Genomic DNA, 18,207 nt, shown 5'->3' with positions numbered 1-18,207 from the left:
ACCGCGCTTTCCGAACGGCTTGACCGTACGGTGGTACTTCACGGCAGCGCTACCAGCAAGCGGCTGCTGGAAGAAGAGAACATCGAAGAGTGCGATATCTTTTGTGCTCTGACCAACGACGACGAGGTTAATATTATGTCGTCGCTGCTGGCCAAACGCTTGGGAGCCAAAAAGGTACTCACGCTGATTAACAACGCTGCCTACGTAGATTTGGTTCAGGGGGGCGAAATCGATATCGCCATTTCGCCCCAGCAAGCGACCATCGGCAGCCTGCTTACCCACGTTCGCCGTGGCGATATCGTTAACGTCCATTCGCTTCGCCGTGGCGCGGCGGAAGCCATCGAGGCTATCGCCCATGGTGATAAGCAGTCGTCCAAGGTCGTGGGCCGTACCATAGCTGAAATCAATTTGCCTGAAGGCACCACTATAGGTGCCATTGTACGAGGCAAAGAGGTCATCATTGGCCATGGGGATGTGATGGTCGAGAGCGGCGACCACGTGATTCTGTTTGTGATCGATAAGCGGCGCATCCGTGACGTGGAACGCCTATTCCAAGTCGGTTTAACGTTCTTTTAGGAAACGTCCTTCTAAGCAACGTTCTTCAAGAAACCAAGCCATCGCTATGAGGCAACCACTGCTATGAGTTTGCGGGTCATACTACGCATTTTAGGGCTTTTGTTGATGCTATTTAGCCTCACGATGCTCCCACCTATGCTGATATCACTTTGGTTTCGCGATGGTGTTTGGCATGCTTTCATGAGCGGCATCGCCATTACGGTTATCACCGGGCTACTGCTTTACTTACCCAATCGCCGCGCCCACAAAGAACTGCGGATTCGCGACGGCTTCATTATTGCGGCCATGTTTTGGACCGTACTAGCACTGTTCGGCTCGCTACCGCTGATGTTGTTTGGTGAAAGCGCGCTCGGTATCACTGATGCAGTATTTGAGTCGTTTTCTGGTCTTACCACGACAGGCGCAACCGTGATTACCGGCATCGATTTTCTGCCAGAATCCATCCTTTACTATCGCCAACAGCTACAGTGGTTAGGTGGCATGGGGATTGTGGTATTAGCTGTCGCCATTTTGCCCACGCTAGGTGTTGGCGGTATGGCCCTGTACCGCACTGAAATTCCTGGACCGCTCAAGGATTCAAAGCTAACGCCGCGAATTACCGAAACCGCCAAAGCACTATGGTACATCTACGCAACACTCACGCTGGCCTGTATGGTCGCCTACATGTTGGCAGGCATGGATTGGTTCGATGCATTAAGCCATAGCTTTTCCACTGTTGCGATTGGCGGATTTTCTACGTATGACGCCAGCATAGGCTACTTTGATAGTGCCGCTATTGAGCTTATCTGTATCGGCTTTATGCTGATTTCAGCGGTCAGTTTTAGCCTGCACTTTATTGCTTGGCGTGAAAAAAGCCTACTGCACTATTTTCAAGACCCTGAAGCCCGCTTTTTAATGATATTTCTTAGCGGGTTAACCACAATCACCGTGATTACCCTGTGGTTCACTGGCACCTATGACGATGTTGAAGGGCTGCGCCACGGTCTGTTCGAAGTGGTTTCAGTCGCCACCACAGCAGGCTTTGCGGTTGCCGACTTTTCAGGCTGGCCAGGCGCACTACCCTTTTTGCTATTTGTTGCCGCGTTTGTAGGCGGCTGTTCCGGCTCTACAGCGGGCGGCATGAAAGTAATCCGTATTATTCTAATTTTGAAACAGGGTATGCGTGAAGTTATGCGCCTTATTCACCCCAACGCCGTGATTGCCGTTAAAGTGGGCAAAGTCAGCGTGCCCGATAGTATCGCCCAGGCGGTATGGGGCTTCTTTTCTGCCTACGTTATGCTGTTTTTCCTAATGCTGGTGGGCGTGATGGCTACGGGTGTTGACCAAGTGACTGCTTGGTCCACGGTTGGTTCTGCACTGAACAATTTAGGCCCAGCGCTAGGCGAAGCTAGCAGTCATTATGGCGACTTACCCAGTCTAGCCAAATGGATACTGGTACTGGCTATGCTGCTTGGCCGTTTAGAAATATTTACGGTGCTGGTGCTATTTACGCCGGCATTTTGGCGTCGCTGATCTAGCGTCGAAGAATTAACGTTTTTACATTTATGAGTTGAGTAACATTGATGACCCAGGATAATGCGACACCGCTGGCGCAAGACCCCAATGCGCTGCCAACTACCAGCGGCCCGTTAAAAACCGTCACCGTTGGCGGCACTCGTTACACCCTTCTCGGCACCGCTCACGTCTCAGCCGAAAGTGCCGATGACGTTCGCCAATTAATCAACAGTGGCACTTTCGATGCCGTTGCCATTGAACTATGCGACGCACGTCATCACAGCATGGATAACCCCGATGCAATGGGGGAGCAGGATCTTTTCCAGGTATTTAAACAGGGCAAAGCGGGCATGGTAGCAGCAAGCCTAGCGCTTGGTGCGTTTCAACAACGGATTGCCGAGCAGTCAGGCATTCAGCCTGGCGCTGAAATGCGTGCAGCAGTAGAAGAGTGCCGTACCCGCAAGCTGCCTTTAATGTTGGTCGATCGTGACGTTGGTATTACGCTAAAACGCATTTACCGCAATGTTCCCTGGTGGCAACGCTTTTCGCTATTTTCGGGGCTAATTGGCAGCGTGATGTCGCGCCAGGATGTCTCTAAAGAAGACATCGAAAAGCTCAAAGAAGGCGACATGTTGGAAGCCACTTTCAGCGAGTTTGCCGCAGAGTCGGAAGCGCTTTATACCCCGCTCATTCGCGAACGCGACCGCTATATGGCACTGCGTTTAGCTGAAGAAGCACCGCCTGGGAGCTACCAAAACGTGTTGGTGGTACTGGGTGCCGGGCATTTAAAAGGCACTGGTGAGCATTTAGAAGCACCGCTTCCCGACAACCCCACTGCAGAGCGTGAGTCACTGGAGGCAACGCCGCCACCGTCTAAACTCTGGAAAGCAGCCCCTTGGCTGATTACCGCGCTGGTTATTACCGGCTTTGTGATCGGATTTTCGCGCAATACCGAGCTTGGCTGGCAGCTAGTGATTGAGTGGTTTTTAATCAACGGCATTTTATCCGGTGGTGCGACCATTCTAGCCCTGGCACACCCAGTAACGGTGATCGCCACCTTCTTTGCTGCTCCGCTGACTTCGCTAAACCCTACCATTGGCGCAGGCTTTGTCGCTGCAGGGGTAGAACTTTACATGCGCAAACCAAAGGTGCGTGATTTTTCGACCCTGCGCCACGATGTTACCCAGCTGAAGGGGTGGTGGAAAAACCGTGTTTCGCGCACCCTCCTGGTGTTCATTCTGGCAACCGTTGGCTCAGCGGTGGGCACCTGGGTCGCAGGCTTTAGGATTGCCGGCGCACTGTTCGGTAGCGGCGCGGCCTAAATGAGTGCGCTAAAACAGGCCCCATGGCAAGCCGATGCATTGCTATTACTGGTGACAGTGGTAGCTGCCAGTGGGTGGATTTTTTCTAAAGAAGCGTTAGCGGGCATGCCCCCGCTACTGTTTATTGGTACGCGCTTTTTACTGGCGGGGCTGCTACTTCTACCTTTCGCCTGGCCTGCTCTGCAGCGCTTGCCCCCACGTAGGGTAAGGCGCGGTGTGCTAGTAGGTTTTTTGTTTAGCGCCGCGATTGCCTTTTGGATTCTGGGGTTAAGTTACTCCGACCACCTGGGTGAAAGCGCGTTTATCAACAGCTTGGGGATTTTACTAGTACCCGTGGTAGCGCGCTTGCTGTTTGGTGACCGCCCGCCACGCTCTACCTGGGTTGCTCTTCCGGTGGCGCTATTTGGCTTTGCACTGCTGTCGCTGAACGCAGGGTTTCGAATAGAAGCCAGTCAACTGCTAATGGTGTGTGCAGCACTCTGCTTTGCGCTATTGATCAACGTCAACACCCGCGTGGTGCGCAACGTGCCTGCGCTGCCATTAACAACACTTCAGTTGATTTCAGTCGGCAGCATACTGACCTGCCTATCGTTGGTCGTCGAGCATCAGCCTTTAGCGCTCAGCCCCTCCATAGTGGGCTGGTTTATGGCCAGCGTGCTGCTAGCCAGTTCACTGCGCTTCTTTCTGCAAATCAAAGCCCAAGGCATGACCACGCCTAGCCACGCGGCGGTTATCTTAATGCTTGAAGCCGTGTGGACTGCCCTATTCGCCGCATGGTGGTTTGGCGAAACCATGACCCTGCTACAGCTGCTTGGCTGTAGCCTGATTTTTACCGCCCTATTGATTAACCGCTGGTACTGGGTACGCAAAGTGATGCTGCGCTGGCTACCTAGCGCTCAGCGCTAACCCTTCCGATCTAACAGTCGCTGCATGGCAGCGGTTGGTTGAGCAATTTTGCGATAGTAGCGGCTCTCGGCATAGCTATCGTTAAATACATCAAAGTAATCGTCTAGCACATCAGCGGCATTTTCATCGCCACTTTGGCGCAACAGTTCAATGGCAACTTCCGCAGTACAAAGGTGCGATTTTGAGGCAGGTTTGCGAAGCCGATAGCGTGTTTCCCGCTCAGTGCGCAGCGGTAGTACCGGCAGCGCATCCAGATAAGGACTCTTGCGGAACATGCGTCGCGCTTGCCGCCACGTGCCATCTAAAATCACAAATACCGGAATACGTGCTTGCTGCTTCACCGCGTGCACCGCATTAATATCCACTACACGATCTGCGTAGTCGGGCTGGTCATCAGGAAAGATCACAAAAGGCGCGTAGCGAGGATCTTCGAGCAGCGCGGCTAACTCTTCGTCTGGTGCGGTGCGATACCAGGTAAACACTTTGGTTTGCGTCAGCACATCCCCAATTAACCGTCCCGTATTAGTTGGCTTGTAGTGTTCTATAGAGTGGGTCAATAGCCACACCTGGGCGGTGCTATCCGCTTTAACTTGGTAAGGGCACAGGCAGTTGAGCTCAGGAAGATTGCACCCTTCACAACGTGTGACAAAACTGCCCCGTGCTTTAAATTCACGCCGAGGTGGACGCGGATGCCCCGTAGCAGGGTCGTAGTCAGTCAATGAAGAAGACTCAGGGGGCTGTGACGTAGCGTCAGACATCCGCGCTCCAATTTATAAAGGGCGATTAATAAAGGGCGATTAACAAAAGACGGTTAACAAAGGGCGCCGAGTATAAAGCAGCCCGGCCACCATGACGAACCCCTGCTCTCTAAAACCACTCGTAGTAAACCAGAACACTCTTAAAAGTTGACACCAAAAGCGTAACGCCGCTAGAGTCTCGTCAACTTTCAAAAGAAAAAAGGTTTACCCGTGACCGCCACCGCTTTCAATGCCGCCGCCCCGCGCCACGACTGGACGCTGGACGAAATTAATGCGCTGTTCGCGCTGCCTTTCAACGACCTGCTATTTAAAGCTCAGCAAGTACATCGCGCCCACTTTGATGCTAACGCGGTGCAGGTCTCGACCCTGCTGTCGATTAAAACCGGTGCTTGCCCAGAAGACTGCAAATATTGCCCGCAGTCCGGTCACTACAACACCCAGCTCGAAAAAGAGAAGCTGCTGGAAATCGAAAAAGTCGTTGCCCAGGCCAAGGCTGCCAAAGAAGCCGGCGCCAGCCGTTTCTGTATGGGCGCGGCATGGCGCAGCCCGCGGGACAAAGATTTACTGCTGGTCGAAGAGATGGTTCGCCAAGTGAAAGCCCTAGGGCTGGAAACCTGCATGACACTAGGCATGGTCGACGGTGATCAAGCCAACCGTTTGGCGGCTGCCGGGCTGGATTACTACAACCATAACCTGGATACCTCCCCCGATTTTTACGGTGAAATCATCACCACCCGCACCTACAGCGACCGCCTAGACACCCTTGCCACCGTGCGTGAAGCGGGCATGAAAGTATGCTCCGGCGGCATTTTAGGCATGGGTGAAGGCGCACAAGACCGTAGCGCGCTGTTACAGCAGTTAGCCAAGCTGTCACCCCACCCAGAATCCGTGCCCATCAATATGCTGGTTAAAGTACCGGGTACGCCGCTGGAGAACGTTGAAGACTTGGACCCGCTTGAGTTTATCCGCGCCATCGCAGTGGCGCGTATTATGATGCCGCAAAGCCATGTGCGGCTTTCCGCTGGCCGCGAGCAGATGAGCGAGTCGACTCAGGCACTGGCATTTTTGGCTGGAGCCAACTCGATCTTCTACGGCGACAAACTGCTCACCACCGGCAACCCACAGGCAGACCGCGACCGCGCGCTCTTTGCAAAATTAGGCCTGCACCCAGAGCGCCGAGATACCTGCGAAGATGAAGCTGCTCACACCGAGCGACTCACCCAACAAGCTCAACAACGCGCCCAGGCAGAGCAGGCCGCAGCACTGGCGGTAGATGCTAGTGTCTGACGTGTGGCATCAGCGGCTAGCCAGCGCCAGGCAGCAGCGTGTTGAAGAACAGCGCTGGCGGCACCGCCAGGTGAACACCCATAGCACGCTGGACTTTGCGGGCAATGACTATCTTGGGCTGGCTCATGATCCACGTGTGCAGGCTGCCCAGGCAGAGGGTGCGCGTCGCTTTGGCGCAGGCGCGGGCGCGTCGCACTTGGTCAGCGGCCATTTGGAAATCCACGACGCACTGGAAGACGCCTTAGCCCAGTGGACCGGACGGCAGCGTGCACTGCTGTTTTCCACCGGCTATATGGCTAACCTTGGTGTGTTGCAGGCGCTCGCCGACCCACATACCGCCCTCTTTCAAGACCGTTTGAATCATGCCTCACTGCTCGATGGTGCAACGCTGAGCGGCGCTCGCTCACGGCGTTTTCATCACCGCGATGGCGCTGATCTTGAACGCCTGATAGCGCGCAGCTCCGCCACCCATAAGTTGGTGGTCAGCGACGGCGTGTTCAGCATGGATGGCGACGTTGCCGATATTGCCACCCTTGCCCACGTCAGCCAGCAGCACAACGCCTGGCTAATGATTGATGACGCGCACGGCCTAGGCGTTTTAGGCGATAACGGTAGCGGCTGTGTGGAAGGTTTCGACAGCCAAGCGGTGCCTATTTTGGTCGGCACACTAGGCAAGGCATTGGGCACCGCTGGCGCGTTTGTGGCCGGTGACGCTGTGCTGATTGACCACCTCACCCAGTTTGCTCGCAGCTATGTCTATACTACGGCCCAGCCTCCCAGCATTGCCGCTGCGACCCTGGAAGCGCTGACCATCGTGCAGCGCGAACCCGAACACCGCCAACAGCTAACGCGCCATATCCACTATTTTCGCCAGCAAGTCCAGGCGCTAAGGCTGCCCCTTGCCGACTCCCATACGCCTATTCAACCGCTGTTGCTAGGAGACGAGTCACGCACCATGGCTTGGGCGGCTAAGCTCTCCCAGCGAGGCATTCACGTCGGGGCGATTCGCCCACCCACGGTGCCCATGGGTGCCGCTCGCCTGCGTATTACGCTGAGCGCCCGCCATACCCCCAGCGATATTGATCGGCTTGTCGAAGGTCTGAGCGCCTGTCAGCGCGAGGAGGCACGATGTCCTGCCTAGACGCCGCCCCTCTACATCTGGTGCTGCTGTCAGGTTGGGGAGTCGACCAGCGCATTTGGCAGCCGTTGGAACACCACTGGCCCGCCCATAGCAAGGTACACACAGTGGACTGGCCAGGCTATGGAGATACCCCTGCCCTGCCTGAACCTGCAACCCTTGATACTCTTGCCAGCGCCATGGCCGACCAACTACCCAGTAACGCTGTGTGGGTCGGCTGGTCGCTGGGCGGGCTGTTAGCCAGCGCGCTGCTCGATAAGCTGCCTGCGCCACGCGGCCTTGTGCTGATTGGCACGGGCGAGCAATTTTGTAGCGATGATGGCGTCAGCAACGCCGAGCTTGCCAGCTTTCAGCGCGCCTTTAGCCGCGACCCCGATGCCACCTGGCGGCATTTCTTACGCTGGCAAACCCAGGGCGAACCTAATGCTCGCCACGCCCACCAACAGCTTCGCGCCATGCTGGGTGACACCCCAAGCGCCACGCTCAGCACGCTGTCCCAAGGGCTTCACTGGCTTGCCACATTGGATAACACCCAGCGTTTGCAAGAGGCGCCCTGTCCGGTCATTCGATTAGTTGGCGAGCACGACCCGTTAGTAGCTTCCGGCATCCGTGCTCAGGCTATCAACCTTGCCCACGCGGGGCACTGCCCCATGCTTTCCCAGCCTGCTCAGTTGGTCGCGACCATCGCTTCCCAGGCCGCACTTGTCACCAAGGAGCACGTATGCACCTAACGACAATGCCCGCACCAAACTGGCAAGCAAAAGTCGCCCACGCTTTTTCTCGGGCGGCTCAACGCTACGATGCTCTGGCCAGCGCCCAGCGTCAGATAGGGGAAACGCTCTGGTCATCGCTTCCGCCTAGTGCCGACAACATACTCGATCTTGGCTGCGGCACCGGTGTCTGGACACAACGACTAGCCACTCAGTTTCCCCAAGCCCACGTCACTGGGCTGGATATTGCCCCGGGCATGCTCGCCCATGCCCAGGCGCGCTATGGCAATCATATTCGTTGGCAGCAAGGCGATGCCGCTGCGCTGCCATTTGAGCGCAGCACCTTTGATCTGGTCTTTTCCAACCTCGCCATCCAGTGGTGCCGCGATATCGATAGAGTTATGCGCGAGCTTCAACGAGTGCTGACCCCTGGCGGCCAAGTGCGCCTCACAACGCTCTTACCTGGCACGCTGGCAGAAGTCGCCACGGCTTGGCAGCGCCCGGAGGCGTTACTGCAAACGCCGAATGCCCAAGCACTTGAACGCGCCGTTGCACTGAGCGGTTTAACGCTGGTTGATCGCATCACCGAATGGCGGCGGTTTTACTACCCCGACCTAACGGCCGTGATGGCCTCAATCAAGGGGGTAGGCGCCCAAGTGGCGCGACCCAAGGCGCGCCTTACTCGCCGAGAGCTGGCCGTCGCCCGTGAGCGGTTTGAAACGCTACGTGACCCCCAAGGGCTCCCCGTTAGTTACCACTGCATCACCCTGCACCTGGAAAAATCATCATGACCGTCTATTTCGTGACCGGCACCGATACCGATGCGGGTAAGACCCTGGCCACCAGCGCACTGCTGTGCGCTGCCAAAGATCAGCAGCTCAGCACACTGGGGCTTAAGCCGATTGCCTCTGGCAGCCACACCACAGCGGATGGGCTGCGCAATAGCGATGCGTTGGCGCTACAGGCACAAAGCGCTCCACCGGTCGATTACACCACCGTTAACCCTTGGACGTTTGCGCCTGCTATCGCGCCGCATCTGGCCGCCAGCGAGGCGGGGCACGCTCTTAACGTCAACAGCGTAGTGGAATCGCTGACTGCCACGCTAAACGACACGCCGCGCGATTTAACGCTCATCGAAGGCGCTGGCGGCTGGCGCGTGCCACTCAATGAGCAAGACGACTTTTCCGATATACCGCGACTGATGCAGCTGCCTGTCATTCTGGTCGTGGGACTAAAGCTTGGCTGTCTTAATCATGCGCGGCTTACCGCAGAGGTGATCGCAGCCGATGGCCTAACCCTTGCAGGCTGGGTCGGCAGCGTGGTGGACCCTGTATTCGCCTCTGATACAGTACGCTTTGATGCCAATATCGCCCTGCTTAACAACACCCTTAACTCGCCATGTCTAGGCATTATTCCCCATTTAGCTATCGCTGATGCCGTCCATGCGCGCCACGCGCTCTCACTAACCGCGCTGCTCAACACGCCCGTTTTGAATCAGGAAGCCACTCTATGAGTTCTCCCGTCTGGCACCCTTATGCCCACCTCAAAACACAAGTACCCGCCCCTAAAGTAGTCGGCGGCAGCGGTAGCCATTTCACCCTGGAAAGCGGCGAGCAACTGCTCGACGCTACCTGCTCTTGGTGGTGCATGATTCATGGCTATGGCCACCCGCGTTTAGTCGCGGCCATTCGTGAACAGGCAGGCGAGCTATGCCATGTCATGCTCGGTGGCCTCACCCATGATCCCGCCGACCAGCTCGCACGGGAGCTGGTGCGCATTACCCCTGATGGACTTAATCACGTGTTCTACTCCGACAGTGGTTCCGTCGGGATGGAAGTGGCGATGAAAATGGCCCTGCAGTACCAGGTGCTCATCGGCCACCCCGAAAAATGCAAGATGCTTTCGTTAATGAAGGCCTACCATGGCGATACCACCGGCTGTATGGCGGTCTGTGACCCTGAAGAAGGCATGCATAGCTTGTTCGCCAGCCTGCTGCCCCAGCACCACTTTGCCCCCGCGCCCAGCGCACCGTTTAACGCCACACCAGAACAGATAGCCTACGATTTAGCGGCACTTCGCGACGTATTGGCGAGCCACCATCATGAGATTGCTGCCCTGCTGATGGAACCATTACTCCAGGCGGCAGGCGGGCTAAACATGACCTCGCCGGACTACCTGCGCGGTGCACGGGCGTTGTGCGATGAGTTTGGCGTGTTGCTGATTTTTGATGAAGTAGCCACAGGTTTTGGCCGCACCGGCAAGCTGTTTGCCGCCAATCACGCCAACGTGACACCGGATATTATGGTGCTCTCAAAAGGATTAACCGGCGGCTACCTCGGTCATGCAGCGACCCTGGCCAGCGACCGCGTTCACGACGCGTTTGTGGGCGACAGCGCCCACCATGCCTTTATGCACGGCCCTACATTTATGGGCAACCCGCTGGCCTGCCGCGTCGCGCTGGAAAGCCTGCGCGTGTTTGAAGAGGAGCGCTACCTGGACAAGATTGCGGCACTCAGCCAGCAGCTTAGCCGAGCGCTAATGGACGACTCCACGCTGAACGCCCACCCAGCCGTGGCCGATGTGCGAGTGCTGGGTGCCACCGCGGTGATTGAAGCGCACTCCGCCGAGGCGCTAAAAGGCGTCGGGCAATTCGCCCGCGAGCGTGGGGTGTGGCTGCGACCAATCGGCCGCTGGCTTTACACCATGCCGGCTTATATCGCTACCGACGCCGACATCACTCAGATTACCGACGTAATGAAAGCATGGTTTTTGAAGCGATAGACAGTTCAAGGCAGCATCAAATTGCCCTGTTTGCGCCATTGGTTGACCAAGGCAGGAACGCCTTCACCTGCAGTGGTGTTAATCGCTAGAACGCCCGGCGGTGTTAAGGCATCCGCGTCGGGGTCGACCAGGGCACACGGGGTATCCAAGTTAATATACGACAGCAGCGACGCCGCGGGCATTACCGCCAGGGACGTGCCCACTACCAGCAAAAAATCCGCCTGGCTAACAAGTTCACAGGCATCTTCAAACAGCGTCACCGACTCGCCAAACCACACCACATCCGGGCGCAGCTGGCTGCCTTTGTCACAAATATCGCCCAGCGCAATGCCGCCTTTCGGCAGTGGATAGCGCAGCCGCGTATCCACCGTAGAGCGTGCCTTCAAAATCTCACCGTGCAAATGCAGCACATGACGTGACCCTGCCCGCTCATGCAGGTCATCAATATTTTGCGTGACAACACTAACGTTAAAGCCATCTTTTTCAAGCGCAGCCAAAGCCTTATGGGCAGCGTTGGGCTTGGCTTTACGAATTTGTTCGCGGCGCAGGTTATAAAACGCCAGCACGCGCTGAGGATCTCGACGCCAGCCCGCTGGCGTGGCTACCTCCTCGACCGGATGATCTTCCCAGAGACCATCGCTGGCACGGAACGTTTTAATACCGCTTTCGGCGCTAATCCCTGAACCGGTAAAAACCACTAAGTGCGGTGATGCTGCCATGTTTTCCTCGCGTAAATCACTGCGTATATTCGCTAATATACCAGCTGCCCTATGGTTCCCGCGAAACGCTGCTTATTACGATATGGATAAACATCGATCACCCGCCCATCGACAATGGCCTGCTGCAGTTCTAGCCAATAGTCGGGGTCAAATAACTCTGGGTGCTGCTGGATAAAAATAGCGCGAAGCTCTGGGTTGGCAAACATAAAAGGGCCGAACTCTTCAGGGAAGATATCATTGGGGCCAACGTAAAAACTCTCTCCCCCACCCCCTTGAAAGTCATTGCCATAGGCTTTGGGCAGGTGCCTAAAGCGGCACTCCGTGAGATAGCATACTTCGTCGTAATCGTAAAAAATCACCCGGCCATGGCGAGTAACACCAAAGTTTTTTAACAGCATATCGCCAGGGAAAATATTCGCCGCTGCCATCTGTTTAATGGCGTTACCGTAGTCTTTGAGCACCATTACGCACTCATCTGCGCTGCACTGTTCAAGGTAGATGTTCAGCGGTGTCATCATGCGCTCGGTATAGCAGTGCTTGATAATCACCTTGTCATCTTTCAGCGACACCGTAGAGGGTGCCACTTCTAGCAAGTGCGCCAAGCACTCTGGGGAAAAGTGATCCTGACGCGCGATAAAATTCGAAAACTCCTGGGTATCAGCCATGCGCCCAACCCGGTCGTGGCGTTTTACCAGGCGGTATTTTTCACGTACCACCGCGTGGGTAACGTCTTTGGCCGGATCGAATTTATCTTTAATGATCTTAAACACGGTGCGAAAACTGGGCAGTACAAACACCGCCATCACCATGCCACGGACACCAGGCGCAATGACAAACTGATCTTCACGCTTGGCCACCTGCTGGTTTAGCGCACGGAAAAATTCAGTTTTGCCATGCTTAAAAAAGCCAATGGAAGCGTACAGCTCGCCTTCAGGCTTATGGGGCATCAGCTGTTTTAAGTAATGGACAAACTCGCCCGGCACCGGTACATCTACCTGGAAATAGGCACGGGTAAACGAGAAAATAATGGAGACTTCATCAGTTTCTGTTAGCACCGTATCTAAGTGCAGGCAGGGGTCGCCGCCCTGCTGCTCGCCAAACCCTTCACCATGCAAAATGGGTAACACCAGCGGCACCTGCTCACCGCCGCCCAGAATACGGCCCACCAAGTAGGCCCCTTTATTGCGATAAAAGACGCTTTTCAACAATTCTAATTGAGCGTCATCTGCCTGCAAAATGGCCGCTGGCAGTTGAGTTTCCAGCAAGCCTGCGCCTAACCTAATATCGCGCTCCAGGTCAGCAAAGGCGTTATCAAAAGGCGCTTCTTCAAGCGCCCAAGCAAGCGCTTGGGGCCAGTTACCATTAACGCAATGCCGACGACACAGCTCAATGCCCGAATGATGCGCAGCATCTTCTCGGGAGCTGTACACAAACATCCAGTCGTTACGGATATGACGGTGGTGAAAAACTGAGCAGAACAGTGAGTTAAAAAACGTCTCGGCCAACTCGTAATCCAACCGCTGGCTAATCAGCTGTGCATAATGCTCACGCGCTTCCCGCCACGTTTCACAGTACGTTAGTGCTTCATGGGCAAATGTACGCTGCAAACGCGCCAGCGTATCGTTTACTTTCTCTTCGTAAAGATTGATCCGCGCGGCTGAAGCTTGCTGGGCCTCCCGCCAGGCTGCCTCTCGAAAACGACGGCTGGCATCAAAGGTTATCTGCTTAAAGCGAGCACGATAGCCATCAAACCCATGCAGTATAGTGGCCGCTAAGCGATACGCTGGAGAGTGCTTCATGGCGGTGTGCTCTTATTGGAAAATTACTTTGCAAAATAGGCCACTAAAGCGCTGCAATGGATGCAATGTCGAGTCGAAATGGCCCAGCGGTTCGGTCAGCAATTAAAAAACCAAGTTGATAAATACTATCAGCGGTAAGTGGCGGCGCATCGTTAAGAAGTGTGCCACGCCGCACAGCTTCAAACCTATCCCAAGTAAACGTCATCGTTTCCCATTGGCCTTGGGGCGGTGTGAACGTTACTCGATAGGCGCTGGCATCGTCTAACGCTGTACTTTTCAAACGCAATTGATAAGCACGGCCGTCGCCCCGTACGCACAGCGTAACGCCGTTACTTTTAGCAAGCGATTTCTCAAAGTGGTCTGGCTCACGGCGTATCGAGGCAAAGCCACCACCATTATCGAGTGAAAGCTCACCAATAAAACAGCCCACCCCCGCTTCAATACGAAATGTGCTGTGAGACACGCCACCCATCACACCGTCATTCACTGCAAACCAGCGCTGCGCTTCGCGCTGTTGATCGAAATTGGGGGCGTTCGCACTGGGCACAAAGGTTAATGTCATGTTGGCTCCTGTCGTAGTGACGTTTTGCTACTTATCGCTAAAGATACTAAAAAAACCTCTGGGCCGTTGGGCACAGAGGCTTCATCTGCCTAGTCAGCCTAGGCGATGGGCAGCAAACATTACAGCTTGGCAGCAACCGGTATCGGCTCGCTAGTATCGACCTCTTCTGGTGCAGCCGTCACCAGTGCAAACTCCTCTTCTGCGGTCTTCGCCACCAGCCTTTTCTTGCTGTAGAAGAAGTAGTACGCCGCACCGGCAATGAACAGCACAATAGTGTAATTAAACGCACGCGGGTCGAAGGCATAAACGCCCGTCAGCGCCACGAGTGCCAACACCAGCGCAATCGATGAAGTCACAATGCCGCCTGGGGTTTTATAAGGACGTGGCAAGTCGGGTTGCTGTACGCGTAGTAGAATATGGCTCAGTGCCATCAGTGCATACGAGATCGTTGCGCCGACGACCGCCATTGCTAACATCAGATCACCTTCACCGCTTAATGAGGCCAGAAAGCCAAAAACGCCCGGTACAATCAGCGCGAGATAAGGCACTTTTCGCTCGCTGGTCAGCGATAGTTGCTTGGGCAGATAGCCCGCCCGCGAGAGCGCAAAGACCAACCGACTATAGCCATAAATAATAGAGAAAAAAGAAGCAATGAGTCCTGCCAAGCCCAACACATTAACCAAGGTCGCCAAGGTTGGGTTGCCCGTCGCATTCAACGCATCCACCAGCGGCACACCGCTTTGACCAATCATTTCAGCGCCCGCCGCACCTGCCAGTAACACCACAACCAATAAGGCGGTAAACAGCAGAAATAGCATCGCACCAATAATCCCTTTAGGCATATCTCGCGCGGGGTCTTTGGCCTCTTCTGCGGCTAGCGGCACACCCTCAACCGCTAAAAATAGCCACATACCAAACGGCAGCGCGGCCCAAATACCGTACCAGCCATAGGGCATAAAGGTGCTCGCACCGGCGGCATCAGTGGGCGCAATATCAAATAGGTTCGCTGAGTCGAAATTGCCAATCAGCGCCACTGCCGTTGCCAAAATCGCAAACACCGCCAGGCCGCTAATCACCATCATGACTTTTAGCGCTTCACCCACGCCTGCTAAGTGAATACCGATAAACACCGCGTAGAACAGCAGGTAAACCAACGGTCCATTAATGCCCAACAGCGCTTCAACTGCCGAGCCGATAAAAATCACAATCGCGGCTGGCGCAAGGGCATACTCAATCAACACCGCGAGTCCCGTTAGGTAGCCCCCCGTTGGCCCCATTGCTTGGCGGGCAAAGCTATAGCCTCCACCCGCGGCTGGAATCGCCGCCGACATTTCCGCCAGTGACAGCACCAGCGCAAGATACATCAGCGCCATTAGGCAGGCAGCAATGGCAAAGCCGCCCCAGCCCGCCTCGGCAATACCGAAGTTCCAGCCAGCAAAATCACCGGAAATAACATAGGAAACCCCAAGCCCTGCCAGTAATAGCCAGCCAGCGGTTCCTTTTCTAAGCTGGCGCTTGGCCAGATACGCTTGATCAACAGAAGGTTGTGTCATGGTCTTGCCCTTTTTGGTGTGGAACGCAATCGTTGTCAGCGGCGTGCTGAATCAGAGTGTTGGTTCCCTATTGTTGTTAGGAGCGTTGTTAGGAGTATTGCTATTAGGGTTGTTATTAATGGGTTGTTATTGATGGGTTGCTCGTAGCGCGTAAGCCCTCGTTAATCGGCCACCAGGAAGTTTTGAGTTGTCTCACCTGTTGTGCCTTCTAATACGTTGTCCTCGCTACGATCTTTCAGTTGAACACCAGACAGCTTCCGCTGGCGGGCCTCGGTCAATAGCAGCAGCAGTCGCCGCGCAGCCTCTTCCGGTTTCAGCCCTGCCGGGCGAACGTTTGAAATACAGTTTCGGCGGTCATCTTTTAAGCCAACTTCGGGTGCCCAGGTCATATACAGCCCGAGGCTATCGGGGGAGCTTAAGCCTGGGCGTTCGCCAATCATCACTAGCACGGCATCGGCATTAAGCAGCGCGCCGACTTCATCGCCAATCGCCACGCGGCCCTGCTCTACAAGGGTTAAGGGGGCGAGCTGCCACGCTTGCTGATCACTCTCAAAAGCGCGATACAGCGCCGTAAGAAACGGCACGCTGTTCTGCTGCACCGCCAGTGCGGAAAGTCCATCGACAATTACCACCGCCAAATCGAAGCGCTGCCCACCTTGCCCCGCTTGCTGCAGCGTCTCTCGCGAAGCGTCGTTCAGACGCCTGCCATAATCTGGACGCTGCAGATACATGGCACGATCTACGGCGTGGCTATGCACATGAATAGGCGTCTGGCTCAGGCCCAGCGCTGCGGTTAACTCGCTGGCCAGCGTGTCGCACTCGAGAGCGCAGTGAACGGCATCCTGGGCCTGGGCATGAGCCAGCTGAAACGCCAATAGTTGATGCGTGGGCAGGCTGATACCCGCACGGCCAAGCCCAATGCGCGCATCGGTAAATGCTCTTAACCGCTCCCATGGGTTCGCGATCACAATCGGCGGCGCTTCTTTCGGTTGATGATCAGACATTGCGGTCAGCCTCGTTTGGCAGGTGGCGTAGGCTATTGGCGAACGCGGCCGGTAGCTGATCGTTGAGCCGGTAGGAAGACACGTCTTGGAAGATATGCATCTTCGCCAGCCACTGCTCGAACTCTGGTGCTGCCTTCAACCCAAGCACTCGCCGTGCGTAAAGGGCATCGTGAAAGGAAGTGGTTTGGTAGTTGAGCATGATGTCGTCAGAGCCGGGGATGCCCATCACAAAATTACAGCCCGCCACGCCTAACAGCGTCAGCAGGTTGTCCATATCGTTTTGATCAGCTTCAGCATGGTTGGTGTAGCACACGTCACAGCCCATGGGCACGCCTAACAACTTGCCACAGAAGTGATCTTCCAGCCCCGCGCGCGTAATCTCTTTGCCGTCGTACAGGTATTCAGGGCCGATAAACCCCACCACCGTATTCACCAGCAACGGGTTGAACTTACGTGCCACCGCATAGGCGCGGGCTTCACAGGTTTGCTGATCCAAACCATGATGGGCGTCTGCGGAAAGCGAACTGCCTTGGCCAGTTTCGAAATACATCACATTGCGCCCGACCGTACCGCGGTTCAGGGTCTGAGCGGCCGCCTCAGCTTCCGCCAGCGTACTCAAATCAAAGCCAAAGCTGCGGTTGGTGGCTTCGGTACCGCCAATGGATTGAAAGACAAGATCCACCGGCGCACCCTGCTCAATCGCTTCGAGCGTGTTGGTCACATGGGTTAGCACGCAGGATTGGGTGGGGATTTCGTACTTCTGAATGACGTCATCCATCAGGCGCATTAACTTGATGCTCTGGGCAACGTTATCAGTAGCAGGATTGATACCAATGACCGCGTCGCCACTGCCATATAACAGGCCATCCAGAATACTGGCGGCAATCCCAGTCACGTCATCGGTAGGATGATTGGGCTGCAAACGCGTGGATAACCGTCCCGGCAAACCAATCGTATTGCGAAACGCGGTCGTCACTTGGCACTTCTTGGCAACCAGCATCAAGTCTTGATTGCGCATCAACTTGCTAACAGCCGCGGCCATTTCAGGGGTAATGCCAGGGCGAGCCGCGGCTAACACATCGCTAGTGGCATGGTCGGACAGCAGCCAATTACGAAAATCACCCACGGTTAAATGCGTCAGCGGCGCAAACGCAGCGACATCGTGCTCGTCGATGATTAATCGAGTAATTTCATCGTGCTCATAAGGGATCAGCACCTCATTCAAAAACGTGGTCAGCGGCAGTTCTGCCAGTACCATTTGCGCCACTACCCGCTCTTCTGCTGATTCTGCAATAACACCTGCCAAGCGGTCACCGGAGCGTGGTGGCGTGGCCTTGGCCATTAATTCCGCCAGGCCATTAAAGCGATAGCGGCGGCTTCCGACAGTGGTGTGATAGGTCTGCGCCATAGGACCTTCCTTTTTTATAGTTAAACGACAACGACACCGTATACGCGTTTGGGAACAGAATTTGCTTGTTTCCACAATAGCGCTATCACTTAATGGGGAGTATCGAGTTTTGGCAAACATGCCCTACTGATAAGAAAACAAAATAAATACAATGAATTAGCGACGTGATAGCGCTTTTATTGCGTTCAAA

At 55.3% G+C, this 18,207-nt stretch carries 17 protein-coding genes; 10 read left to right on the top strand and 7 right to left on the bottom strand.

What is annotated here, in order from left to right:
* The 4 genes from trkA to CR46_RS0117525 all read left to right on the top strand — a co-directional run.
* A partial coding sequence (trkA, locus tag CR46_RS0117540; protein ID WP_030074888.1) for a Trk system potassium transporter TrkA occupies window positions 1-576 on the top strand: 576 nt, incomplete at its 5' end.
* Window positions 577-639: 63 nt separating this feature from the next.
* The gene (locus CR46_RS0117535) at window positions 640-2,088 is read left to right on the top strand and encodes a TrkH family potassium uptake protein (protein WP_030074886.1); all 1,449 of its coding nucleotides are present in this window, start codon (window positions 640-642) and stop codon (window positions 2,086-2,088) included.
* 50 nt (window positions 2,089-2,138) lie between these two features.
* Complete coding sequence (locus CR46_RS0117530) at window positions 2,139-3,392, top strand: TraB/GumN family protein (RefSeq protein ID WP_030074884.1); 1,254 nt, start codon at window positions 2,139-2,141, stop codon at window positions 3,390-3,392.
* Window positions 3,393-4,298 carry a DMT family transporter gene (locus tag CR46_RS0117525; protein WP_030074882.1) on the top strand — a complete coding sequence of 302 codons (906 nt, stop codon included), beginning with the start codon at window positions 3,393-3,395 and terminating at the stop codon, window positions 4,296-4,298.
* Here CR46_RS0117525 and CR46_RS0117520 read toward each other — a convergent pair.
* Window positions 4,295-5,056, bottom strand: coding sequence for a tRNA-uridine aminocarboxypropyltransferase (locus CR46_RS0117520; RefSeq protein WP_030074880.1), 762 nt, complete (start codon window positions 5,054-5,056; stop codon window positions 4,295-4,297). The two genes, CR46_RS0117525 and CR46_RS0117520, sit on opposite strands and share 4 nt — an antisense overlap.
* Window positions 5,057-5,266: 210 nt before the next feature.
* Here CR46_RS0117520 and bioB point away from each other — a divergent pair, with 210 nt between their 5' ends.
* From bioB to bioA, 6 genes are read left to right on the top strand one after another with little or no spacing between them, the layout of a single operon-like run.
* Complete coding sequence (gene bioB / locus CR46_RS0117515; protein WP_030074878.1) at window positions 5,267-6,343, top strand: biotin synthase BioB; 1,077 nt, start codon at window positions 5,267-5,269, stop codon at window positions 6,341-6,343.
* On the top strand, window positions 6,330-7,484 hold the full coding sequence (bioF, locus tag CR46_RS0117510) for an 8-amino-7-oxononanoate synthase (RefSeq protein ID WP_030074876.1): 1,155 nt from the start codon (window positions 6,330-6,332) through the stop codon (window positions 7,482-7,484). Before bioB ends, bioF begins: the two co-directional genes overlap by 14 nt.
* Window positions 7,472-8,212: an alpha/beta fold hydrolase gene (locus CR46_RS0117505; RefSeq protein WP_030074874.1), complete on the top strand. Its 741-nt coding sequence runs from the start codon at window positions 7,472-7,474 to the stop codon at window positions 8,210-8,212. The genes bioF and CR46_RS0117505 overlap by 13 nt, the downstream gene beginning before the upstream one ends.
* Complete coding sequence (bioC, locus tag CR46_RS0117500) at window positions 8,203-8,982, top strand: malonyl-ACP O-methyltransferase BioC (protein ID WP_030074872.1); 780 nt, start codon at window positions 8,203-8,205, stop codon at window positions 8,980-8,982. The genes CR46_RS0117505 and bioC overlap by 10 nt, the downstream gene beginning before the upstream one ends.
* Complete coding sequence (gene bioD, locus CR46_RS0117495; protein WP_030074870.1) at window positions 8,979-9,704, top strand: dethiobiotin synthase; 726 nt, start codon at window positions 8,979-8,981, stop codon at window positions 9,702-9,704. The genes bioC and bioD overlap by 4 nt, the downstream gene beginning before the upstream one ends.
* Window positions 9,701-10,972, top strand: coding sequence for an adenosylmethionine--8-amino-7-oxononanoate transaminase (gene bioA, locus CR46_RS0117490; RefSeq protein WP_030074868.1), 1,272 nt, complete (start codon window positions 9,701-9,703; stop codon window positions 10,970-10,972). The genes bioD and bioA overlap by 4 nt, the downstream gene beginning before the upstream one ends.
* A 5-nt stretch (window positions 10,973-10,977) precedes the next feature.
* On the opposite strand, the gene CR46_RS0117485 is transcribed toward bioA, so the two are convergent.
* The 6 genes from CR46_RS0117485 to CR46_RS0117455 form a co-directional block, all read right to left on the bottom strand.
* Window positions 10,978-11,691, bottom strand: a complete 714-nt coding sequence (locus CR46_RS0117485) for an SIR2 family NAD-dependent protein deacylase (protein ID WP_030074866.1) — start codon at window positions 11,689-11,691, stop codon at window positions 10,978-10,980.
* Window positions 11,692-11,723: 32 nt separating this feature from the next.
* The gene (gene aceK / locus CR46_RS0117480; RefSeq protein WP_030074864.1) at window positions 11,724-13,490 is read right to left on the bottom strand and encodes a bifunctional isocitrate dehydrogenase kinase/phosphatase; all 1,767 of its coding nucleotides are present in this window, start codon (window positions 13,488-13,490) and stop codon (window positions 11,724-11,726) included.
* Window positions 13,491-13,533: 43 nt separating this feature from the next.
* On the bottom strand, window positions 13,534-14,052 hold the full coding sequence (locus CR46_RS0117475; protein WP_030074863.1) for a CIA30 family protein: 519 nt from the start codon (window positions 14,050-14,052) through the stop codon (window positions 13,534-13,536).
* A 119-nt stretch (window positions 14,053-14,171) separates the two neighbouring features.
* The gene (eat, locus tag CR46_RS0117470; protein ID WP_030074862.1) at window positions 14,172-15,605 is read right to left on the bottom strand and encodes an ethanolamine permease; all 1,434 of its coding nucleotides are present in this window, start codon (window positions 15,603-15,605) and stop codon (window positions 14,172-14,174) included.
* A gap of 161 nt (window positions 15,606-15,766) precedes the next feature.
* Window positions 15,767-16,609: an ethanolamine ammonia-lyase subunit EutC gene (gene eutC, locus CR46_RS0117460; RefSeq protein WP_030074861.1), complete on the bottom strand. Its 843-nt coding sequence runs from the start codon at window positions 16,607-16,609 to the stop codon at window positions 15,767-15,769.
* Window positions 16,602-18,017 (bottom strand): ethanolamine ammonia-lyase subunit EutB, encoded by a 1,416-nt coding sequence (locus tag CR46_RS0117455; protein WP_030074860.1) that lies wholly within the window; start codon window positions 18,015-18,017, stop codon window positions 16,602-16,604. Before CR46_RS0117455 ends, eutC begins: the two co-directional genes overlap by 8 nt.
* Window positions 18,018-18,207 lie beyond the last annotated feature (190 nt).

It is taken from the genome of Vreelandella neptunia, from assembly GCF_000712975.1.
Classification (GTDB): domain Bacteria; phylum Pseudomonadota; class Gammaproteobacteria; order Pseudomonadales; family Halomonadaceae; genus Vreelandella; species Vreelandella qaidamensis.
The sequence above is the reverse complement of the archived record's forward strand: the minus strand, read 5'-3'. Positions and strand labels throughout refer to the sequence as shown.